Origin of the sequence: Jannaschia sp. 2305UL9-9 (assembly GCF_041403465.1) — a bacterium.
GTDB lineage: Bacteria > Pseudomonadota > Alphaproteobacteria > Rhodobacterales > Rhodobacteraceae > Jannaschia.
Window position 1 is genome coordinate 1,004,895 of sequence record NZ_JBGEHM010000001.1, and the last position, 21,774, is coordinate 1,026,668.

Annotated in this window: 24 protein-coding genes; 7 read left to right on the forward strand and 17 right to left on the reverse strand. The window is 64.4% G+C overall.

Going from position 1 to position 21,774, the window contains the following annotated elements; genetic code table 11:
• Positions 1 to 4: 4 nt before the first annotated feature.
• The 6 genes from V6N07_RS04900 to V6N07_RS04925 all read right to left on the reverse strand — a co-directional run bounded on the left by V6N07_RS04900 (position 5) and on the right by V6N07_RS04925 (position 5,488).
• Positions 5 to 565, reverse strand: coding sequence for a copper chaperone PCu(A)C (locus tag V6N07_RS04900; RefSeq protein WP_371154475.1), 561 nt, complete (start codon positions 563 to 565; stop codon positions 5 to 7).
• Between the two features lie 114 nt (positions 566 to 679).
• Positions 680 to 2,128 carry a TRAP transporter large permease subunit gene (locus V6N07_RS04905; RefSeq protein WP_371154477.1) on the reverse strand — a complete coding sequence of 483 codons (1,449 nt, stop codon included), beginning with the start codon at positions 2,126 to 2,128 and terminating at the stop codon, positions 680 to 682.
• Positions 2,128 to 2,976, reverse strand: coding sequence for a TRAP transporter small permease subunit (locus V6N07_RS04910; RefSeq protein WP_371154478.1), 849 nt, complete (start codon positions 2,974 to 2,976; stop codon positions 2,128 to 2,130). Before V6N07_RS04910 ends, V6N07_RS04905 begins: the two co-directional genes overlap by 1 nt.
• Positions 2,977 to 3,153: 177 nt before the next feature.
• On the reverse strand, positions 3,154 to 4,200 hold the full coding sequence (locus tag V6N07_RS04915) for a TRAP transporter substrate-binding protein (protein WP_371154480.1): 1,047 nt from the start codon (positions 4,198 to 4,200) through the stop codon (positions 3,154 to 3,156).
• A 206-nt stretch (positions 4,201 to 4,406) separates the two neighbouring features.
• Positions 4,407 to 5,204 carry an N-acyl homoserine lactonase family protein gene (locus V6N07_RS04920; protein WP_371154481.1) on the reverse strand — a complete coding sequence of 266 codons (798 nt, stop codon included), beginning with the start codon at positions 5,202 to 5,204 and terminating at the stop codon, positions 4,407 to 4,409.
• Positions 5,201 to 5,488 carry a putative quinol monooxygenase gene (locus tag V6N07_RS04925; protein ID WP_371154482.1) on the reverse strand — a complete coding sequence of 96 codons (288 nt, stop codon included), beginning with the start codon at positions 5,486 to 5,488 and terminating at the stop codon, positions 5,201 to 5,203. Before V6N07_RS04925 ends, V6N07_RS04920 begins: the two co-directional genes overlap by 4 nt.
• A gap of 59 nt (positions 5,489 to 5,547) precedes the next feature.
• On the opposite strand from V6N07_RS04925, the gene V6N07_RS04930 reads away from it, so the two are divergent.
• From V6N07_RS04930 to V6N07_RS04940, 3 genes are all read left to right on the forward strand, one after another.
• Positions 5,548 to 6,615: an isocitrate/isopropylmalate dehydrogenase family protein gene (locus V6N07_RS04930; protein WP_371154484.1), complete on the forward strand. Its 1,068-nt coding sequence runs from the start codon at positions 5,548 to 5,550 to the stop codon at positions 6,613 to 6,615.
• A complete protein-coding gene (locus V6N07_RS04935) occupies positions 6,615 to 7,622 on the forward strand; it encodes a Gfo/Idh/MocA family protein (RefSeq protein WP_371154486.1) in 1,008 nt (335 codons plus the stop codon). Before V6N07_RS04930 ends, V6N07_RS04935 begins: the two co-directional genes overlap by 1 nt.
• A gap of 159 nt (positions 7,623 to 7,781) precedes the next feature.
• Entirely contained in the window at positions 7,782 to 7,961 is a 180-nt protein-coding gene (locus V6N07_RS04940; protein ID WP_371154487.1) for a hypothetical protein, read from the forward strand.
• Between the two features lie 21 nt (positions 7,962 to 7,982).
• Here V6N07_RS04940 and rpe read toward each other — a convergent pair whose 3' ends face one another.
• Positions 7,983 to 8,684, reverse strand: coding sequence for a ribulose-phosphate 3-epimerase (rpe, locus tag V6N07_RS04945; RefSeq protein ID WP_371154488.1), 702 nt, complete (start codon positions 8,682 to 8,684; stop codon positions 7,983 to 7,985).
• Positions 8,685 to 8,713: 29 nt separating this feature from the next.
• Positions 8,714 to 9,283: a 5-formyltetrahydrofolate cyclo-ligase gene (locus tag V6N07_RS04950; protein WP_371154490.1), complete on the reverse strand. Its 570-nt coding sequence runs from the start codon at positions 9,281 to 9,283 to the stop codon at positions 8,714 to 8,716.
• On the opposite strand from V6N07_RS04950, the gene V6N07_RS04955 reads away from it, so the two are divergent.
• Both V6N07_RS04955 and V6N07_RS04960 read left to right on the forward strand, forming a co-directional pair.
• On the forward strand, positions 9,282 to 9,884 hold the full coding sequence (locus V6N07_RS04955; RefSeq protein WP_371154491.1) for a VOC family protein: 603 nt from the start codon (positions 9,282 to 9,284) through the stop codon (positions 9,882 to 9,884). The genes V6N07_RS04950 and V6N07_RS04955 overlap by 2 nt on opposite strands.
• Positions 9,881 to 10,285, forward strand: coding sequence for a metallopeptidase family protein (locus V6N07_RS04960; protein WP_371154492.1), 405 nt, complete (start codon positions 9,881 to 9,883; stop codon positions 10,283 to 10,285). Before V6N07_RS04955 ends, V6N07_RS04960 begins: the two co-directional genes overlap by 4 nt.
• Positions 10,286 to 10,336: 51 nt before the next feature.
• On the opposite strand, the gene V6N07_RS04965 is transcribed toward V6N07_RS04960, so the two are convergent.
• The 5 genes from V6N07_RS04965 to V6N07_RS04985 form a co-directional block, all read right to left on the reverse strand.
• Positions 10,337 to 10,852, reverse strand: a complete 516-nt coding sequence (locus V6N07_RS04965; RefSeq protein ID WP_371154493.1) for a CarD family transcriptional regulator — start codon at positions 10,850 to 10,852, stop codon at positions 10,337 to 10,339.
• Positions 10,853 to 11,083: 231 nt separating this feature from the next.
• Positions 11,084 to 11,419 (reverse strand): ferredoxin FdxA, encoded by a 336-nt coding sequence (gene fdxA / locus V6N07_RS04970; RefSeq protein ID WP_371154494.1) that lies wholly within the window; start codon positions 11,417 to 11,419, stop codon positions 11,084 to 11,086.
• Positions 11,420 to 11,582: 163 nt separating this feature from the next.
• On the reverse strand, positions 11,583 to 11,936 hold the full coding sequence (locus V6N07_RS04975) for an RNA-binding S4 domain-containing protein (RefSeq protein ID WP_371154495.1): 354 nt from the start codon (positions 11,934 to 11,936) through the stop codon (positions 11,583 to 11,585).
• Positions 11,933 to 14,731: a helicase-related protein gene (locus V6N07_RS04980; protein WP_371154496.1), complete on the reverse strand. Its 2,799-nt coding sequence runs from the start codon at positions 14,729 to 14,731 to the stop codon at positions 11,933 to 11,935. The genes V6N07_RS04975 and V6N07_RS04980 overlap by 4 nt, the downstream gene beginning before the upstream one ends.
• A 10-nt stretch (positions 14,732 to 14,741) precedes the next feature.
• Complete coding sequence (locus tag V6N07_RS04985) at positions 14,742 to 15,314, reverse strand: tetratricopeptide repeat protein (RefSeq protein ID WP_371154497.1); 573 nt, start codon at positions 15,312 to 15,314, stop codon at positions 14,742 to 14,744.
• Between the two features lie 54 nt (positions 15,315 to 15,368).
• Here V6N07_RS04985 and V6N07_RS04990 point away from each other — a divergent pair, with 54 nt between their 5' ends.
• Together V6N07_RS04990 and V6N07_RS04995 are read left to right on the forward strand one after the other, a co-directional pair.
• Entirely contained in the window at positions 15,369 to 15,653 is a 285-nt protein-coding gene (locus V6N07_RS04990; protein ID WP_371154498.1) for an SCP2 sterol-binding domain-containing protein, read from the forward strand.
• Between the two features lie 14 nt (positions 15,654 to 15,667).
• Positions 15,668 to 16,609, forward strand: coding sequence for an alpha/beta fold hydrolase (locus V6N07_RS04995; RefSeq protein WP_371154499.1), 942 nt, complete (start codon positions 15,668 to 15,670; stop codon positions 16,607 to 16,609).
• Positions 16,610 to 16,625: 16 nt separating this feature from the next.
• Here V6N07_RS04995 and V6N07_RS05000 read toward each other — a convergent pair whose 3' ends face one another.
• The 4 genes from V6N07_RS05000 to V6N07_RS05015 all read right to left on the reverse strand — a co-directional run bounded on the left by V6N07_RS05000 (position 16,626) and on the right by V6N07_RS05015 (position 21,723).
• Positions 16,626 to 17,309, reverse strand: a complete 684-nt coding sequence (locus V6N07_RS05000) for an ABC transporter ATP-binding protein (protein WP_371154500.1) — start codon at positions 17,307 to 17,309, stop codon at positions 16,626 to 16,628.
• A complete protein-coding gene (locus V6N07_RS05005; RefSeq protein ID WP_371154502.1) occupies positions 17,302 to 18,570 on the reverse strand; it encodes a lipoprotein-releasing ABC transporter permease subunit in 1,269 nt (422 codons plus the stop codon). The genes V6N07_RS05000 and V6N07_RS05005 overlap by 8 nt, the downstream gene beginning before the upstream one ends.
• 136 nt (positions 18,571 to 18,706) lie before the next feature.
• A complete protein-coding gene (gene proS / locus V6N07_RS05010) occupies positions 18,707 to 20,056 on the reverse strand; it encodes a proline--tRNA ligase (RefSeq protein WP_371154504.1) in 1,350 nt (449 codons plus the stop codon).
• A gap of 119 nt (positions 20,057 to 20,175) precedes the next feature.
• Entirely contained in the window at positions 20,176 to 21,723 is a 1,548-nt protein-coding gene (locus V6N07_RS05015) for a Ppx/GppA family phosphatase (protein ID WP_371154506.1), read from the reverse strand.
• Between the last annotated feature and the right edge of the window lie 51 nt (positions 21,724 to 21,774).

The window sequence follows — 21,774 nt, forward strand, 5'->3', positions numbered from 1 at the left end:
GGGTTCAGTCCCCGTGCCCGGAATGCGCGTCGGCCGTATGGCCGTCGCCATGATCTTCGCCGTGGCCCCCATGATCCATCGCGCCCGCCCCTTCGAAGGCGTCACGAACATCACCAAGGGTCATCACAGGGAAATCCATCGTCACCTCGCCCGACTGTGCGAAAGTCAGGGTGACCTGATGCGTCTCGCCGGGCACGAGCGGCCCGGTCAGGCCCATCAGCATCAGGTGCAGACCGCCCGGTTGCAGAACGACGGTTTCACCGGCCGGGATGGCGATGCCGCCGTCGACTTCGGACATGGACATCACGCCATCGGCCATCCGCATCTCATGCAGTTCGACCCGACCGACCGTTTCAAGATCGATGCTCGCGGATACGAGGGTATCGTCGGTCGCGCCGGTGTTCTCGATCATGACATAGCCACCGGCAACCGGCGCGCCCGGCGGGGTTGCGCGCAGCATCGTCTTGGAAATCTCGAGATCACCTGCCCGCTCGGCCCAGATGGGTGCCGTCAACGTGGCGGTGGAAAAAACGGCAAGGGCCGTAGCAGCGAGAAGGTTGCGCATCGTGCGAACTCCGGAAGGCATGGGACGTGGACACCAGATGGCACCCGCCGCAGCGGATGCCAACCGTGTCACCCCGTCGCAAGCGGCAAACAGCCGCCTGCCCTCACGTCTGCGTCAGTTGCCGTAGGCCACCGACGGAAGCCAGGTCGTCAACGCCGGGAACCAGAACACGATGGCCAGACCGGTCAGCTGCAACAGCACGAAGGGAATGACGCCCTGATAGATATGGCCCAGCGTCACCCCCGGCGGGCACACGCCCTTGAGGTAGAACAGCGCAAATCCGACCGGTGGCGTCAGGAATGACGTCTGAAGCGTCACCGCAACCAGAATGGCGAACCAGACGACGGACGGATCCTGCACCTGGCCAAATCCCGGAACGGCGAGTTCCAGACCGAGGATGATCGGCAGCATCAAGGGCATGATGATGATCGTGATCTCGATCCAGTCCAGCAGGAAGCCGAGCAGGAAGACGATGAACAGGATGAACACGACGATCATGTAAGGATTGTCGAAGGCGCCAAGGACGTGATTCTGGACGATCTCGTCCCCGCCATAGCGCCGCAGGACCAGCGCGAAGAAGTTGGCGGCAAGGAAGATGCCCACGATGTACCCTGCGGTGTTCAGGGTCGAGCGGCCGACTTCCTTGACGACCGTCAGGGACAGCTTGCCGTTCATGAAGGCCAGCGCCGTGGCGCCGAGGGCGCCGAGGCCCGACGCTTCGGTCGGCGTCGCGACACCCGCAAAGATGGAGCCCAGAACAAGCAGGATCAGGAACATGGGCGGCACGACGGCCAACAGCACTTCCTTCACCACCGGCCAGCCGACTTCGCCGGACTTTTCGGGCGGCGGCATCGAACCGGGGCTGATGATGCCATAGATCACGATGAACCCGATATAGAGCGCACCAAGGATCAGGCCTGGGAACAAGGCCCCCATGAACAGGTCCCCGAGGCTGATCGCCAACTGGTCGGACATGATCACCAGCATGATCGACGGCGGGATCAGGATGCCCAGCGTTCCCGCCGACGCGATCGTGCCGGTCGCCATGGGCTTGGAGTAGTTCTGCTTCATCATTGCCGGCAGGGCCATGACACCCAGCAGGGTGACCGATGCGCCGATCACGCCGGTCGATGCGGCAAGGATGATCCCGATCAGCATCACGGTCAGCGACAGGCCACCGCGCAGGCCGCCGAACAGCTTCTGCATGGCGTGCATCATGCGCTGTGCCACGCCCGACTGATCCAGCATCAGGCCCATGTAGATGAACATCGGCAGGGCGACGAGAACGGGGTTCTTGACGATATTTCCGAACAGGCGGCCCGACAGGACCGACAGCTTCTGATAGTCGATGCCGGTGCGGTCGAACTCGATCACATCGCGAAACGCGCCGCGGAACGGGTCGAGGAAGATCTCGGCGAACAGCGCGAAGATCAGGGACACACCGACCAGCGCCATGGCCACGGGCACACCGCGGAACAGCATCCAGATGAAGGTCAGGAACATGATCAGAACGACCAGTTCGTTCAGGGTCATGATCTCGTTGATGGCGGACAGGATGAACATCAGGCGGCGTCCTCGGACTTATCGCGCAGGACATAGGCGATGGCGATGATGATGACGGTTGCGAAAAGGGCCGCGGCGACGGTGATCTTCATCTCCTCCGGGCCGATATCGAAGGTATCGAAGAACCAATGGCGGCTGGCCTGCCGTGCGGTCGTGCCCGCCTCGGACGTCAGGAGCACGATGCCAAGTGCCGCGTAGTAGATCGCAAGGTTCACGATGAAGGCGATGGACGGAAACGCATAGAGCAGCTTGCGCCACCACAGCGGACGCGTGATCTGCGACAGCATGCGGACATAGGCGAACCATGTCGCCGCCGCGATGAACAGGAAGCTGACGTTCATGAAGGTCTTGAGCAGGTAGAGATTGTGCAGGCCGTTCGGGCTGTCCGACCCTTCGCGCGCGGCGATGGACGCCAGGGCATAGGTCAAAGTGACGTCCCAGCACAGGATGACGAACGGCATGAACAGCCAGACCAGGGCAAAGATGTCGATCTTGCGCTGCTTGGGCGCCGGGTAGTTGTCATAGAAGATGTCGACGCGCACATGGCTGTTCGTCGTCACGGCATAGCCGACACCGACCAGGACGGCCGCGCCGTACAGCCACCATTGCAGATCGTCGAGCCACGCCTGGTTGTTGCCGAGACCGCGCAGGATGACCTGACTGCAGATCGCGATCATCAGGATCGGGAACAACCACGCGAAGACGTTGGAGATCTGGATGATCGCCCGATCCCCGCGGTTGTGCATTTCCTTGCCGACCTCGCCGGGGTCGGAAATGGCAACAAGGACGGTATCCTCCGTCGCCTCGACGTATTCGTCGGAATGTTCGTTCTTGTGGGGTTCCTGCATCGAGCCCTCCGGCTACGCGACTACGCCCTCTGCATGGGCGTCTGGGGTGGTCCGGCCGCCAGTGGCGTCCGCGTGGTCTGAGTCCGCCGCCCCGTGAAACGGGGGCGGCGGGGACAGATGAACTGTCGTGTCGTCAGGGCCCGTGCCACGATCGGACACGGGCCGGTGGTCGTCTGATCAGTTGCGCGGACGCGGAAGGTAGATCGAGTCGCCCCACACCTTGTAGTTGGCACGGTACTCGGACAGGTCGTCCCAGACTTCCTTGAAGAAGGCGTCCTCGGCGGCCAGTTCGAGGGCAACCTCGTTCCACTGCTCCTCGAAGGCGTCGAGGAACTCGGACGGCCACTGCTTGATCTCCACGCCCTGGTTCTCGACGTTGTCGATCATCGCCTGATAGTTGGTCGCCTCGCCTTCGGCATACATCGTGGCAAGGTTCGCGGTGCAGGCCATGGTGATCTGGTTCTGCGCGATCTCGTCCAGGTCGTCCCAGCGATCCTTGTTGACCATCAGCTCATAGATGGTGGCGGGCTGGTGCCATCCGGGGAAGTAGTTGAACTTGGCGATGTTGTAGAAGCCCAGACGCGCATCCACCCGCGGCATGGAGAATTCGGTCGCGTCGATCGCGCCCCGCTCCAGCGCCGGGAAGATATCGCCACCCGCCAGCAGCGACGTCGACACGCCCATCCGCTGCATCACCTCGGCGCCAAGGCCGAAGAAGCGCATGTTGAGGCCCTGAAGCTGATCGAGGGAGGTGATCTCCTCCTTGAACCAGCCGGAGGTTTCGGGTGCAGTGATGCCACAGGGCATCGCGTGCACGTTGTAGCCGGCTTCGATATACATCCGCTCGAACAGCGCGCCGCCGTCATCATACAGCATCCAGCCGAGGAATTCGCCCGTCTCGGGGCCGAACGGCACCGCCGCGAAAAGCGAGGCGGCCGGGATCTTGCCCTGCCAGTAACCGGACGTCGTCCATGCGGCATCGACGGACCCCGAGGACACGGCGTCCAGCGCTTCGAGGGTCGGGACCAGTTCGCCGGGATCGAACTGCTCGAACTCGACTTCGGTGGAGATGGAGTTGATCTTTTCGACGAAATCGACGGCGCCCGTACCCAGAAGCGGCAGGTTCTTGGCAAAGCCCGAGGTCATCTCGAAGAATTCCTGCGCCTGAACGCCGGTCGTCGAGAAAGCCGCGACCGATGCGAGTGCAATAGCCTTGAGTTTCATGAATATGGTCCCTCCCTATTTGAACCGTTTGGCGGGGTTTGCCCCGCGCCTCGGCCCCTCCCAGGGCCGTGTGGTAAGGTTTCCTTACCGATTTTGACCTCGTGAGACTAGGGCAATTTTCCGTCTTTCTGCAATCGTTAGCGGAAACTTTAGGACTTGGCGCCCGATCTACGTATTAACCCGTAGAAGCATCCCCGATGATCCCCTCAATAGGTCGGCAGCTTTTCGGTCGGCCCGGACGACAGGCGCCACACGGCACCGCCCTCGTGGGGGAACAGGCTGCGCACGAGGGGGTCGTGGCCGGGCACCACGAGCTCCGGTCGGGATGCCAGCGATTGGATGCGGGCAAATCCGTTCAGCATCTCGGCAACGTCCGCAACGATCGGAAACGGTTTCGCGGCCAGATAATTTTCGTAGTAGTGGGCCGCATCCGAGGCGAGGCACAGCCACCCTGCCCCGGTTCGGACACGCACGGCCTGCAGCCCCTTGGAATGACCACCGATGCAATGGACCGTGATGCCCTCGGCGACCTGCCCATCACCCTGATGAAACGTCAGCCGTCCCTGATAGAGGGCCTTGACCGCCGTACAGACATGATCGCCCGTAAACGGCATCCGCAGCACGTCATGACACATGCAGGGACCGGTCGCATACGCCATCTCTGCCGCTTGCAGGTGCAGCTGTGCATTCGGAAACAGGTGCAATCCCCCGGCGTGATCGTAGTGCAGATGGGTGACGATCACCGTGTCGATATCATCGGGGGTCAGGCCGAATGGCGCGAGGGCCGCGCGAGGATCGATCAGAATCGGTCGATCACGGGCTGCGGCCTCTGCCGCATCGTATCCGGTGTCGACAAGGATCTTGCGATCGTCACTGCGCAAAAGCCACATGAAATAATCCATGTCGTGCGCGTCGGCCCGGTGATCGTCGAAGACGAAACTGTCGGCCCGGGTGCGCGCGTTCCGCTCCGCATAGCGGATGGCGAACACCTCCCACTCGCTCATCCGGCGACCTGCGCGTAGGTCCGCACGTCCTTCGTGGCAATCAGCGGCGCGGCAATCGCATCAAAGGCCTTGTAATGTGCCGTTTCGCGGTGGGCGTCGAACCCCGCCTCGTCATCGTACAGTTCATACAGGAATACTTCGGTCGGCCGGGCGGGATCGGTGCAGACATCGAACCGGTTGCAGGCCGGTTCCGCCAGCGAGGCGCGGGCGTTCTCCATCATGGCGGGCAGAAAGGCGGGCATTTGCCCCTCCTGCACCGTGATCGTGACGACGACTGCGAACATGCTGGCACTCCTGCATATGTTAACGTATTCATTATTCAGACTGACCAACGGGGGCCGGAATGTCCAAGACTTTTGACGTAGCAGTGTTTCATGGCGATGGCATAGGACCGGAGATCATGGCCCCGACGCTGGAGCTTCTGTCAGGCATGTCGTCATCCTACGACTTTGCATGGACCGATTGCCCGGCGGGCGCGGCCAGTTACCTCGATTGCGGCAGCGACCTGCCGGAAACGTCGCTGAATGCCGCGCGGCGTGCGGATGCGATCCTGCTGTCGGCCCTCGGAGATCCGGCTGTGCGGTTCGCGGATGGCACGGAAATGACCCCGCAGATCGACATTCGCATCGCGCTCGACCTGTATGCCGGGGTCAGGCCCGTGCGCGTCGTGCCCGGCATGCGCACGCCGCTGAAGATCCCCGAAGGCAAGATCATCGACTTCGTCCTCGTGCGCGAATCGACCGAGGGGCTGTTTCATACACAGGGCAAAGGCCATGTGACCGACGACATGGCCGAGGAAACGCTGCGCCTGACCCGCAAGACGACGCAGAAGGTCTGCGAATTCACCTTCGATCTTGCGATGGCCCGCCATGCCGGCGGATTGCCCGGCCGCGTGACTTCGGTCGACAAGGCCAACGTGTTCCGCGCCTTCGCCTTCTGGCGGGACATCTTCGATGGCGTCGCCAAAGGCTATCCCGATCTGAAGGCAGACCACGCCTACGTCGATGCCATGGCCCTCTACATGGTGCAGAACCCGTGGGATTGGGACGTCATGGTGACCGAAAACATGTTCGGTGACATCCTGTCGGATCTCGGGGCGGGATTGATGGGCGGCCTCGGCATGGCCCCGTCGGCCGATATCGGCGAGCATCACGCCGTGTTCCAACCCTGCCACGGCAGCGCCCCGGACATCGCGGGGGCAGGCATCGCCAACCCCTTTGCGATGATTCTCTCGGCGGGCATGATGCTGGACTGGCTGGGCCGCCGGAATGACATGCCCGCAATGGTGGCGGACGCCCATCGATTGCAAACCGCCGTCGACGCCTGCCTTGCCGCGGGCGAGACGACGGCCGACCTTGGCGGGGCGCTCGACACGATGGGCGCCGCTCGCGCGGTAATGGATCGGCTGTGATGTCCGTCCTGCGCGTCGGATTGCTGGGCCTTGGCTACTTTGCGCAGTTCCACCGCGAGGCATGGGGGCGGATCGACGGCGCCACCCTCGTCGCGACCGCCGATGCGGATCCGGCGAAAGGGGGCGACCACCACGACCTCGACGGGTTGTTGACGGCCGACCTTGATATTCTGGACATCGCCACACCGCCGGCGACACATGCCCGCACCATCCGCGCCGCCCTGCCCCGTGCCCTGCGCGCGATCATCTGCCAAAAGCCGTTCTGCACCTCACCCGAGGAGGCCGCCGCCGTCACGGCAGAGGCCCGGGCGGCGGGTGTAACCCTGATCGTGCATGAGAATTTCCGGTTTCAGCCTTGGTTTCGCGCAATGAAGACCGCGCTGGACGCGGGTCGCATCGGAACGCCCCTGAACATGACGTTTCGATTGCGGACCGGCGATGGTCAGGGACCGGAGGCCTATCTGGCACGCCAACCCTACTTTCAGACGATGCCGCGCTTTCTGATCCATGAAACGGGCGTTCACTACATCGACACGTTTCTCTATCTGCTTGGCGCGCCGGACGGCGTCTACGCTGACCTGCGCCGCCTGAACCCGGCCATTCGCGGTGAGGATGCAGGCATCTTCGTCTTCGACTACGCGAACGGTTGCCGCGCGATGTTTGACGGCAATCGCCTGCTCGATTTCGACACCGACCAGACCCGGCGCACGTTCGGCGAGGCCCTGCTGGAGGGCACCGACGCGACACTGACCCTGAGCGGTGATGGCGCCGTCCGCCTGCGGCGACGCGGGGAACAGGACACCGAAACCCTGTTGGACGCCAGGGATTGGCCGGGCTTCGCCGGGGACAGCGTTCACGCCTTTCAGGCCCATGTGGTTGCGGCGTTGCAGGGAAACGGTCGGCTGGAAACCGAAGCAGGGGAATATCTTAAGGTCCTGACCCTATCGGAGTTGATCTATGCCTCCGACGGCGCGGGCGCGCGCTTGCCAAACAGCGCGGTTCAATAAAATTCAACCGGAGTATTTGCGTATATGCAATGACGCTTTAACATTTTGTTGGTGTCTGTCGCCGATACCTTGCGCACCGTACAGCACCGGGGAACGCCCGGCTGTCTGGCACCACGCAACGTGGTCACCATGTGAAACATGACAAACACAGGATGTCCGATGAGCAATCTAACCACGCCGATCACCACAGGCGGACGCAGCTATGCGATCACCGCACTCTGCCTTACGTTCGTCCTTCTTGCGCTCGGCCTGCTGCCTGTCGAATCGGCGGCCGAGAATGCGACGCAATGCGGTGCGGACAGCACTGCCTCCCGCTATTGCGCAGCGATCCAGTTCTGACGCATCATGAATGACGCCGGTTCAGCCGGCCTCGCGCGCGGCCTCCGCGGCCGCGCGAATCCGGGCGATGTTGCGCCCGTATCCGTCCGGTTCCGAGACGCTGCCCCCCCGGAAAACAGCCGACCCCGCGACAAGTACATCGGCCCCCGCCGCGGCCACGAGGGGCGCGGTCGTGGGATCGACACCGCCGTCGATCTCGATATGCACGGGGCGGTCGCCCAGCATCCGGCGCAGGGTTCGCACCTTTTCGACCTGACTCGCGATGAACGACTGCCCGCCGAAGCCGGGATTGACGGTCATCACGCAGATCAGATCGATATCGTCCAGCAGGTGGGTCAATGCCTCGGCCGGGGTGGCCGGGTTCAGCGCCACGCCCGCCTTGACACCATGCGCGCGGATCGCCTGCAGGGTGCGATGGATATGGGGGCCAGCCTCAAGGTGCGCGGTGAGGATGTCCGCACCGGCATCCACGAAGTTCGCAATATAGGCGTCGACCGGCGAGATCATCAGGTGCACATCCATCGTGCCCTTGATGTGGGGTCGGATGGCGGCACAGGTGGTCGCGCCGAAACTGATGTTCGGAACGAAATGACCGTCCATGACATCGACGTGGACCCAGTCGGCGCCCTGCGCCTCGACCGCCGCGCATTCCGCGCCAAAATTGGCAAAATCCGCCGCAAGGATGGACGGGGCAATCTTGATCGAGCGGTTGAATGGGGTCATCGCGGTCTCCTCCTGCATTGTCTGTTGGCCTAAACCGTCGCGCCCACGCCCGAAACCCCCCGCTCCGTCACGATCCACGGGATGGCAACATCCGTCGCCTCCCGTGGTATGCGATCCACGCGCTGCGCTTCCAGCGCCAGACCGACGATCAGGCAATCGTTCAACCCGGCCAACGTGCGATCATAGAATCCGCCGCCATAGCCCAGCCGCCCCCCATGACGGTCGAACCCGACCATCGGCACGATCACCACATCAGGCACACGCCAGCCCCCTTCGACCGGAACCGGGACACGGAACGGGCCTTCCTCCATGGCGCAACCGGGCGTCCATTCCCGGAACCGCAGCGGCGCGCCCTTCGCCGTCACGACGGGCACACAGATGCGGTTGTCGAACGACAGGGCGCGCATCGTGGCCAATGGATCCGCTTCGGACCCGATGGGAATATAGCCGGCGATCGTCCGGCCCTTCAGATGCATCAGGCGCGCGAACAGACGCGTGGCCGCCGCCGCACGCGCGGTGTCCGGCGCCGCATCACGTGCGGCAAGGCACCGTTTGCGCAGTTGCGCCTTCTGCTCCGTCAGCCTAGCGTCCGCGCCCATGCAAACCTTCGATCATTTCGCAATTTCCGCGGCCACGCTGGCCGAGGGCGTCTCCCATGTCGAGGCGCAAACGGGTCATACCATGGGTGTCGGCGGGAAACATGCCCTGATGTCCACGCACAACCGCCTGTCGGGTTTGGGCGCGGGCGAGTATCTTGAGGTGATCGCCATCGACCCGGATGCCACCCCGCCCGGCAGGCCCCGCTGGTTCGACCTTGATCGACGCGCGGGCCCGCCGCGTATCGGCAACTGGATCGCGCGCACCGATGATCTCGATGCCCTGATCCGGCAATACCCACAGGCCGGTCGGTCCCTGTCCTTTGAACGGGGGCCCTTTCGATGGCGCATGGCCGTGCCCGATGACGGTATCCTGCCGTTCGACGGCTGCTTTCCCGCGCTGATCGAATGGGACAGCCCACCGCCCGAGTTCGAGGACACGGGCATGCGGTTGACCAGACTGACGTTGCAGCATCCCGACAGCGCGGACCTGTCCGCCATCATCGGCGACCTGATGCAGGACGCTCGGATTGAGGTCTCGTCCGGCCCGCGCCGGATCACGGCAGAGCTGATGACGCCTGCTGGCGCACGCACCCTGTCATGACCAAGCCACCAGACAGCCTACCCGCCGATATCGAGACCATCACCGATTGGGCGGAAGCGGCCCGCGCCAGCTTTCCCGCACCCTTCGCGGGGCTGGCGGCCGAGGTGCGCCTGATCGTCGATGACTGGCCGACGGACAATATCCTCGACGATCTCGGGATGGATGACGCCTACGACCTGACCGGTCTGTACGAAGGGGTGCCCCTGACAGAACGATCCTTCGACACGCCGGACCAACCGTCAACGGTGATGTTGTTCAGGCGCCCGATACTGGACGAATGGGCCGCCCGCGGGGATGTCGACCTGCGCGCACTGGTGACCCATGTGACCGTGCATGAGTTTGCACATCATTTCGGGTGGTCCGACGATGATATTGCCCGAATCGATCCCTGGTGGCTGTAACGACAAGGGGCGCCCCCGATGGGACGCCCCTGCAATAGTCGTCACATTCGATCAGGCAGCGGCGGGACGTGCCGACAGGATCGCGTCGACGGACTTCAGCGCGCCATCCTCGTCCATGTTGTTGACGGCGGCCAGCTCACGGGTCAGGCGGTCCAGCGCGGCTTCGTACAACTGACGCTCGGAATAGGACTGCTCGCGCTGCTCGTCGTTGCGGTGCAGGTCGCGCACGACCTCCGCGATCGCGATCAGATCGCCGGAGTTGATCTTGGCTTCGTATTCCTGCGCGCGGCGCGACCACATCGCGCGCTTGACGCGGGCCTTCCCCTTCAGCGTGGTCATCGCCTTCGACACCACTTCGGGCGAGGACAGGGAACGCATGCCGACATGCGTCGCCTTGTGGGTCGGCACGCTCAGCTTCATCTTGTCCTTGACGAAGGTGATGACGAAAACTTCCAGTTCCAGCCCGGCGACTTCCTGCTTTTCAATGGCAATGATCTGACCAACTCCATGGGCGGGGTAGACAACGAAATCATTCGGGCGAAACTCGGGCTTCTTCGACATGGGCATCCTCTCGACCCCCCTGCGAGCGCGCCAATTCGGCGACACGTAACCCGGCCCGAGGCGATACCTGGGTCGAGGCGGGAGGAATGTTTGTATCGGTTCACGCACGGATTTGCATGAACGCTTGTGGCAGATCACGTTCCCGGAGCACCCGGAACGCCAACAGTCATACCATAAAAACAGGCCTCATGAAAGTGTCATGAAGCCTGACCCACTGGGTCGCAAACTGCCGTAGCGTCAGCCGCCTTCGCCGGGCGCCTCGGAGAAAAGGTCCATCTTGCCCTCTTTTCCGTCCATTTCCTCTGCCTCCGGCAGCGCGTCCTTCTTGGTGATGATCACTGGCCACGCTTCGGAGTACTTGCGGTTGAATTCGACCCATTTGTCCATGTCCGGCTCCGTGTCCGGGCGGATGGCATCTGCCGGGCACTCCGGCTCGCAGACGCCACAGTCGATGCATTCGTCCGGGTGGATGACCAGCATGTTCTCACCCTCGTAGAAACAATCCACGGGGCAGACCTCGACGCAATCGGTGTATTTGCAGGCAATGCAGGCGTCTGTGACGACATAGGTCATGGGCGGATCCCTCGGGGCTGTTGCGGGTGCTCGATAGCGGCAGGGTTCGGCGGGTTCAAGGCGGTGCGGCGCCTGACCGCGCCGACGACCGACCCGGGCATGCCCGCGTGTTGCTGTCAAACCTCGATCGGCGGGGATGCGAGGCGTCCGCCCCCGGCGCAGTTCACGTTTCCGGCATGTCCCGTACGGCGTCCAACCGGCGCCGATCCCGCCCGGTCGGACGGGGCCCGACGCGGCGCGTCGGCGCGGGCGAATTGTCCACGTAGGCCGCCTGCGCCTCGCCCGCCGGACCACGGCGTTCAAGAAGCTGCGTCACCTCGATGATTCGCGTCGCAGACCCCGTCGGAAACACGAGCGTATCGCCAACCGCGATCCCGAAGGATCCTTTTGTCACCCGGTCGCCATTCACCCGGACACCGGTCTCGGCGACCACGCGGGCCGCCAAGGTGCGCGTCTTGAAAAACCGCGCTTGCCAGAGCCACTTGTCGAGGCGTTGACGGGCCGGTGCGTCGCTCACTTGTCCTTGAGCGCCGCCAAGGCCGCGAAGGGGTTGTCCGGATCGATCGGCTTGTCGCGTTTCGGACGCGCCTGATAGGTCTTGGGCTCATTGCCGCCGGACTTACCGGGACGTTTGCCCCCCTGGCGCGGGCCACCCTTGTCGCCACGCGGCTTGCCGCCACCCTTGCGCTGCGGCCGTTCGCCAGCATCGTCGCGCCGGGGACCACGCGTGTTGTTCCGCCGGGGGGCCCAGGTAAAGGTATAGAAAACCTCGACCTCTGCGGGCGCTTCCGCCGGCGCAGCGTCCTCGGCCGGGGCCTCCGAGGAGGGCTCGAGTTGCGCGGTCTCGGCCGCGGGGGTCGCTCCCTCTTCCGGTGCCACCGCCTCCGGCGCTTCCGCCGCAGTCGCGGGCTCTGCGCCCGGAGCAGCAGGCCGGGCTTTCGCGCGCTCACCCTTTTCGGCGTTGTAGCCAAGCCCGCCCATCAGATCGGCGAACTGTTCCAGCGTCATGCCCGTGATCGACAGCATGTCTGGCGTTGCCTCGAACCCGCCGCGGCTGTCCGCCGGGCGGATCAGATCGGCAAGCCGCTCCAGCATGTCGATACGGATCGCACGGGCACCGGACAACCGGTAGCCCGCCATGGTGTAGTAGCCTTCCGGCGCATGGGGCACGGCAGGAACCGTGACCAACCCCGGCGGCGGCGATTCAGGGAATTCGTCCAGACCGCGCCAAAGCGACCACAGCACGAGGCGCAGTCGCGTCGGCGCAGGTTTCAGCAGAAGCTGTTGAAAGACGGTGAACTGACCGAACCGGACACCATGCTTGCGCAGCTGGCTGCGGGCCTCTTGGTCCAGTTCCTTGACCTCTGCGGCGATCTCCTGCCGGGGCAGGATGCCGATCCCTTCCAGCAGGCGGAACGCAAAGCCGCGCGCCAGACCGGTCACCGCCTCATCGCGGGACATGGCGAGCAGTGGCTCGAACCCGGCGGCAACCTTGCGGTCGATGAAATGCTGCAGACGGCGCGTGACCTTCTGCATGACCTCGGGCCCGGCCTCGTCGTCGACGAAGGCCTCGACACCCGGCTTCAGGATCTCGGGCCCCTTAACCAGCTTGCCGACAGCCTGATCGCCCCACATGAGGCCACCCTGCTCGGTGAAATCCATCTCGGTATCGGGCGCGTTGTAGAACCGATCCGCGCGCAGGTGAAAATCGGGACGCAATGCCTGCGCCGCCGCCTGACGCACTGTCTTGGCCTCGTCCGGCGTGGTCGTCCCGGTCTGATGAAAGCGGAACCCCTCGAGACGGCCCAGCGTCTCGCCCTCGACGATCACTTCGCCCTTGTCGTTGATGTCGGCCAACAGGCCCTCCTTCATCTTCAGCCGCCGCAGCAGCACACTTGTCCGCCTGTCGACGAACCGATTGGTCAGCGCCTGGTGCAGCGCATCCGACAGGCGGTCTTCTACCGCCCGCGTCGCCTCTCGCCAATGGGCTTCGTCCTCCACCCATCCCTTGCGTTGCGCCACATAAGTCCAGGTGCGGATATATGCCAGCCGCTTCGACAGCGTGTCTATGTCACCTTCGACCTTGTCGATCCGCTTTATCTGTCGTGCGAACCAGTCCGTTTTGACACGACCGTGCACATGCAGGAAGTCAAAGATGCGCGCGAGCATCGTGGTATGTTCGCCATGACTGATACCCTGAAAGTCCGGAATGCGGCAAACATCCCACAAAAGACGCACATCACGGGCGTCATTCAGCCGAGAGGCGACGCTTTCAAGCTGGTTCAGCGTCTTCAACGACTGCAGGTCGTCCGCTTCGCGCCCACGGGTCAGGATCTGCTCGGGGCTTGGCGCCTCCAATGAGGCGATCAGGGCCTCGGCGTTGCGGAAATCCAGCCGGTCGCTGCGCCACGACAGGCGGTCGATGGGCTTGAAGCGATGCTCCTCGATGGCCTCGACCAGGCCATCCTCAAGCGGTGCCGCCTCGCCCGTGACGCCAAACGTGCCCGGCTGCATGTAGCGGCCCGCCCGGCCCGCGATCTGCGCCAGCTCGTGCGGCATCAGGGCGCGCATCTTGCGCCCGTCGAACTTGGACGTGGCCGAAAAGGCGACATGCTTGATGTCCAGGTTCAGGCCCATCCCGATCGCATCGGTCGCGACCAGATAGTCCACATCGCCATTCTGATACATCGCGACCTGCGCGTTCCGCGTGCGGGGCGACAACGCGCCCATCACGACCGCCGCACCGCCTTTCTGACGGCGCAAAAGCTCCGCGATGGCATATACATTATCGACCGAAAAGCCGACAATTGCGGTCCTTCCGGGCATGCGGCTTATCTTTTTCGAACCTGTATAGGTCAGCTCGCTGAAACGCTCCCGCCGCACGAACTGTGCTTCGGGGACAAGGTGCGCGATGGCCGGACGCATGGTGTCGGACCCCATGAACAGCGTCTCGTGCAGCCCGCGCATGTTCAGCAGACGGTCGGTGAAGACATGCCCGCGCTCGGGATCGGCGCATAACTGAATCTCGTCGATTGCGACGAAATCGGCGCCCATGCCCTGCGGCATCGCCTCGACGGTGCAGACCCAATAGGCGGCACGCGGCGGCACGATGCGTTCTTCGCCGGTGACCAATGCCACGACCGACGGGCCGCGTGCCGCGACGAGACGGTCATAGACCTCGCGCGCCAGAAGGCGCAGCGGAAGGCCGATGATACCGGTTCGATGCGCCAGCAGACGCTCGATTGCATAGTGGGTCTTGCCGGTGTTCGTCGGCCCCAGGACCGCCGTCACCCTGCCCTTTGGGCTGTCCATCGGCTATCCTTCAAAGAGCGCGTTCGCCGGTTTCACGTTCCAGCCGCTCGACAGCGGCGGTGACGTTTTCTTCGGCAGGATAGACCTCGCGCGCGGCGCGAAACGCCATCAGCGCGTTCTCATCCTCGCCCAGTTGTTCCATGATGATGCCCAGCCCGGCCAAGGCGCCGAAATGGCGCGGCTCCAGGATCAGGACCTGTTCGATGTCCGCAAGGGCCGGACCGTAACGCTCCATCAGGAAGAATGCCGTTGCACGTTCGTTCCACCCTTCGGCAAACTCCGGCGCGTGATCGGTCAGCGCGGTCAGATGTGCAATGGCCCGCGGCCAATCCTGCTGCGCGATCGCATCCCGCCCGCGTGTCAGCAGAAGATCCATCGCCGGGCTGCCCGAGTGGGACCACCGCTCCATGATCTCGGCGGACAGGCGCGCGGCCTCGCCGGCATCCTCGGGCGACGTCAGGGTGCCCAGACGGTTGAGCAAGGTGTCGGCATCGCGCGCGATCTCCTGCGCGGGCAAGGACGTTGCGTAAGAAAGCGCCAGCACGGTAACGAGGGTGTTGAAGGTGACGCGCGGGTCAATCATCTGTTTGTCATCCCTTCCGGTCGCCACAGGCGGCCCCCAGTTTCGAGGACCGACATGAGCGATATCATTTCCGAAGCCGTCACGCAGCTTTCTGCAAAGATTGGCACCTTCGACGGCAGCGTCAAGTTCGTCATCACGGACGAAGGGTCGATCATGGTCGATCAGGACGGTGTCCGCGCCGCCGACGAGGAGGCGGAGTGCACGATGACCGCAGACGCCGAGACGTTCCGCGGCATCCTCGATGGCGACGTGAACCCGACCTCTGCGTTCATGACCGGCAAGCTGTCCGTGGACGGCGACATGGGCACCGCGATGAAGCTTGGTGGGGCGCTGTCCTGACGGACGGCACCGACATGTCGGCGCAACCTGCGCCCTATTTCGAAGATGTGTCGAACGGGCCGGACGGCGGATATGCCGTCTGGCTGCGTGCAGCCGACGGTGTGCGCGTGCGCGCGGCCTTCTGGCCCGAAGGACACAAGGGAACGATCTTCCTGTTTCCCGGCCGCACCGAATACGTCGAGAAATATTCCGACGCGGCAAGGTTCCTGTCGGAGGCCGGTTTCGCGGCCGTGGCGATCGATTGGCGTGGCCAGGGCCTGACCGAACGACCGGAACACAACCGCCGCATCGGCCACGTCAACGATTTCAGCGACTTCCAACTCGATGTTCAGGCCGTTCTCGACCATGCACGCGAACGGGGCCTGCCCCGACCGTGGCATCTGCTGGGGCATTCGATGGGTGGGCTGATTGGCCTGCGCAGCCTTGTCGACGGACGGGACTTCGACCGGGCGGTCTTTTCGGCACCGATGTGGGGCCTGCCGATTGCCCCCCACCTGCGGGCCGTGGCCTGGACGATTTCCAGCATCGGCAGCAGCCTCGGATTCGGTCAGCGCGACACACCCGGCTCGGGCAAGGTTGCCGATCCTGCCGCCGCACCGTTCGAGGGTAACCTACTGACGAACGACGCGAATATGTTCGGCTGGATGAAGAACCAGGTCGTGACGCATCCTGACCTCGCGCTCGGGGGGCCTTCGTTGGGATGGCTCTGGGCCGCGCTGCGAGAGATGCACGCGCTTGCCCGCACGGCCGCGCCGGAGGTGCCCTGCCTGACGCTTCTCGGCACGGACGAGGGCATCGTCGATCCCGATGCGATCCACGTCCGCCTTGCATCCTGGCCGGGGGCGACCCTCGAATTGATCGACGGCGCCCGCCATGAGGCCCTGATGGAGGATGAGGCGACGCGCCGACGTCTCTACGGGCTTATCGTGTCCCACTACGAGGGTGGCGCGGCCTGATCGCGCCGCGGACGGGTCAGCCCCCGTTCGCCAGAACCCCGGCATCAAGGCGGACGACGCGGTCCATCCGGGCGGCCAGTTCGAGGTTGTGCGTGGCGATCAACGCCCCCATCCCCGTTTCCTTGACCAAGGCCACGAGCGCGTCGAAGACCGTGTCCGACGTTCCGGGATCAAGGTTGCCCGTCGGCTCATCCGCCAGAAGGACGGCGGGACCATTTGCAAGGGCGCGACAGAAGGCCACGCGCTGCTGCTCGCCGCCCGACAACTCGGCGGGGCGATGGCCGCTGCGATGGGACAGGCCGACGCGCGTCAGCAAATCCTCGGCCCGCGCATTTGCCACCGCAGGGGTGGCGCCGTTCGCCAGTTGCGGAAGGGCGATGTTCTCGGCGGCCGTGAACTCGGGCAGGAGGTGATGGAACTGATAGACGAAGCCGATGTTCTGCCGACGTGCCTGCGTCCGGGCGCGGTCGGCGCGTCCGGTCATGTCCTGTCCGCCGATGAACACCGTGCCCGCATCGGGCGCATCCAGCAGGCCGGCAATATGCAGAAGCGTCGATTTGCCCGCGCCCGATGGCGCGACAAGGGCGACGACCTCGCCCCCGGCGACCATCAGGTCGATGCCGTTCAGAACCCGGATCTCATTCGATTTGCCAAGGTGGTAACCCTTTTCGATCCCGCTCAGCCGTAGTGCGTCATTCATAGCGCAGCGCCTCCACCGGGTTCATCCGGGCCGCGCGCCGCGCCGGAAAGATCGTGACAACGAAGGACAGGCCAAGGGACATAGCGACCGCCGACAGGACATCGGCACCCTCCAACCGGGCGGGCAGCGCGCTGATATAGCGAATGGACGGATCCCAGACACCGCCACCGGCCAGCGCGTTCACCATGTTGAAGATCGGGTCGATATAGATCGCGAACAGACACCCGAGAACCACCCCGATCACCGTGCCGATCACGCCGATGGACGCACCACACAGGAAGAATACGCGCAGGATCGTCCCCTCGGTCAGGCCCATCGTCCGCAGGATGCCGATATCGCGCCCCTTGTTCTTGACCAGCATGACCAGACCGCTGGTGATGTTCAGCGTCGCGATCAGGACGAGGATGGAGAGGATGACGAACATGATATTGTCTTCCATCTGCAACGCCCGGAGGAACGCGCCGCTGCTGTCCTTCCACGTCCAGAGGTATGTCCCCTCGCCCGAGGCATCCAGAAGGGCCGGCCCGATCAGATCCACGGCCTCGGGGTCGTCGATGGCGACCTGGACCTCATCGGCGACACCGATCCGATTGAAATACTCCTGCGCCTCGGCAAAGGGCATGTAGACGCGGGTCGAGTCGATGTCATAGCGCCCGACCTGAAACACGAAGACCACCGGATAGGCCTTGATGCGGGGACTGGTGCCGAACGCCGTCTTGACACCATCAGGCGAAATCAGGCGGATACGGTCCCCGACATCCACGCCCAGCTGGCGCGCCACACCTGATCCGATCGCGATGCCCTCTTCGAAATCGGCGAGGGAACCGCGCGCCTCCTCGGGCTCGGCGATGCGGGGGATGGCGGCAACGTCCGCCCCGCGCATGCCGATGACCTGAACCCCGGCGTTCCGCCCCTGCCCCGCGGCCATGACCTGTCCCGTGACGACCGGCACGGCGCGGGTGACGCCATCGACCCCGGCCGCGGCGGACGCGACCTCATCATAATTGGCCATGGTCCGCGTCAGGCCGCCATTGGGCTGAACCTCGCCATAGCTCAGCACGCTGACATGCGGATTGGCCCCGACGATCGTATCGACGAATTCATGGCGAAAGCCCGAGCGGACGGCCAAAGTCGCGATCAGCGCGAAGACCGCGAGGGCAATTCCCACGAGGCTGATCCACGTCATGACGGAAATTCCGCCTTCGGACCTGCGCGCCCGCAGATAGCGCCAGGCGATCATCATCTCATAGCGTTTGAACATGAACTCGCTCCGTCAGGGGTCGCGGGGGGCCTTGGGCCGTGGTGCGCAATACGACACCACGGCGTCCGGCGACAGAATCAGATCGGCAATCCCCCGTCATATCTTCGCGATGGCGCGCCCCGCGAACCGGCGGACCCTAGCGTGCGCCGGGCACCGCCGCATAGATCTCGCGCAGGCGGGCGATTGCTTCCTCCGGCGCCATCTCCTCGCTTTCGCCGGTGCGACGGGAGGTCAGCTCCACCTTGCCGCTGGCAAGGCCACGCGGGCCAACGGTGATGCGCCACGGCAAGCCGATCAGGTCCATCGTGGCGAACTTGGCGCCCGCCCGTTCCTTGCGGTCGTCATACAGGGCGGTCAGCCCCTCGGAGGCGATGGCGTTGTAGATGCCGTCGCAAGCGGAATCGGTCGCCGCATCGCCCTGCTTCAGGTTCACGATCCCGACGTCGAAGGGGGTCACCCCTTCGGGCCAGATGATGCCCTTTTCGTCGTGGCTGGCCTCGATGATCGCCCCCAGCAGGCGGCTGACGCCGATGCCGTGCGACCCCATGTGCAGGGCCGTGGGCTTACCGTCCGGGCCCTGGACGGTCGCGCCGAGGGCATCGGAATACTTGGTGCCGAAATAGAAGATCTGTCCGACCTCGATGCCGCGCGCGGTGCGGCGACGTTCTTCCGGGACTTCGGCGAACAGCGCCTCATCATGGGTTTCATCGGTGCGCGCGTAGCGAGAGGTGAACTCCTCCATCACGCCGGCGCACTGCTCGACGTCGTCGTAGTCGATCTGCCGATCGCCGAAGGTCAGTTCCGTCACCTCGGAATCGTAGAACACCTCCGACTCGCCCGTTTCGGCGAGAACGAGGAACTCATGCGTATCGTCGCCGCCGATGGGCCCGGAATCCGCGCGCATCGGGATCGCCTGCAGGCCCATCCGCTCATAGGTGCGCAGATAGGTGACGAGGTGGCGGTTGTAGGCGTGACGCGCGGCTTCCTGCGTCAAATCGAAGTTGTATCCGTCCTTCATCAGGAACTCGCGGCCCCGCATGACGCCGAACCGGGGGCGCATCTCGTCGCGGAATTTCCACTGAATGTGGTAGAGCGTCAGCGGCAGATCCTTGTAGGACGCCACGTTGGACCGCACGATGTCGGTGATCAGCTCCTCGTTGGTGGGACCATAGAGCATCTCGCGATCCTGCCGGTCCTTGAAGCGCAGCATCTCGGGGCCATAGGCGTCATAGCGACCGGATTCGCGCCACAGATCCGCCGATTGCAGCGTCGGCATCAGCATGGGGATGTGACCGGCGCGCTCCTGCTCCTCATGCACGATCTGCTCGATCCGCTTGAGGACGCGGTAGCCGAGCGGCAGCCACGTATAGATGCCGGCCGAGGATTGCTTGATCATCCCGGCACGCAGCATCAGCCGGTGACTGACAATCTGCGCCTCGGCAGGTGTTTCCTTGAGAACGGGCAGGAAGTAGCGGCTCAGGCGCATGGGGCGGCTCCGGGGGGGGGTATACGATTGCCCTAGGCGATACCGAGCGGGCCGCGCGGGGGCAAGCGATCACGCCATCTGCGCCGCATATCGCGCAAGGCGGGGGGCACGATCGGCGGTCAGGCCCTCACCACCTTCAGCTTGGCTTCGGCCCCAAGGCTGCTGGCCAGCGACTTGAACCGCGCTTCGGCCACCTCGCCCCACAGCGCCTCACCATCGCCCTTGGGCAGTGACAGCTCCAGCTCGCCGCGCTTGGGATAGAGCTTGAGCCGCCCCATCAAGGCATGGTCCTGCGCCGAGAACATCGCGCCGAAACGCATCGCCTTGCCGACAACCTCGGCCTGTCGCGTGTCACCCTCGCCAAGCAGGGGGGCCAGTTTCTCGAACGGCGTCCCCTCGCGCTTGTTGCGATAGCGATGCAGAAGCGCGAGGCCCATGTAGACCCGTTCCGAATGGGTCAGGCCTCCGAGGTTCGCACGCGTCGCATTGTCGAAGCAGATTTCCGCGCGGTAGTCGGGATGCGCCCTCCAGCTGACATCGTGCAGCAGGCAACAGGCCCGGATCAGGCGGCGGCGCCGGTCCCGTTCGCGCGAAAACAGCGGCGATATGAACTTGTAGAGCACCCGGCCGAAGCCCGGCAGGCGGGCAGAAGCCGCCTCGGACGCGCGACAGCTTTCGATCAGGGGATCGCGGGCGCGCAGGACATCGGGCATCTGTTCGTAGAGCAACCCCTCGCGGATCCCGTAGCTGGAAACCGCGATTTCCTTGGGGTGAAACCGACGGACGACGCGGGCCAGAACCTCGGATGCGATCGGGACCAGCGCCATCCGCGCCTGCGACGTGCTGGTGCGTCGGCCGAGGTCTTCCATGTCGTTCGACTGGATGAAATCCAGCGTCGCGCGCAGGTCGCGGGGCGTCATGGTGTATTCATGCAGGACGTGCAGCGGATAGTTCCGCCGCTCCATGTCGATCCGGGCGATGGCACGCCACGAGCCGCCGACGAGGTACAGCTTGTCATAGCGATCCCGGCCCATCGCCCTGGCCATCTCGGCGACGCCCTCGTCGATCTCAGTCTTGCGCGCGCTCTTGGACTTTATGCCTTGCAGCTTCAACGGGCCAAGCTTGCCCGACACGGTTGCGCCGACTTCACCGCCGGCCAGTTCGGCCAGCTCCATCGACGACCCGCCGATATCGCACATCAGGCCCTCGGCCTCGGGCCATCCCAGCAGGACGCCCTGCCCCGAAAGCCGGGCCTCCTCCGTGCCGTCGATCACCCAGAGATTCAGGCCGGTCGCGGCCGTGACCTCGGCCTCGAATGCCGGGCCATCCGATGCCTCCCGGACGGCGGCCGTCGCAACGGCCGTCAGGGAATTGACCTCCATCCCCCGTGCGAGGATCGCGAACCGTTTGAGCGCGGAAAGTGCCCTGACCCGCCCCTCGGGGTTGAGCTTGCCGCTTTCGGCAAGGCCCGCGCCAAGCCCGCAGAGAATCTTTTCGTTGAAGAAATATGCCGGGCTGCGCGCCGCGCCATCGAAGACCACCAACCGGACCGAGTTGGACCCGACATCGATGACACCGACCCGCCGCAGCGCCCGCGCCTCGGGCCCGTCAAACAGTGGCGCGCCAAACGGTCCGTACTCCTCTGAGTCGATCACGTCGTTGATCATCGGCGGGGCCCTCGGTGCAAAACGCTTCAGTCGGGTCTGACATGGCAGTGA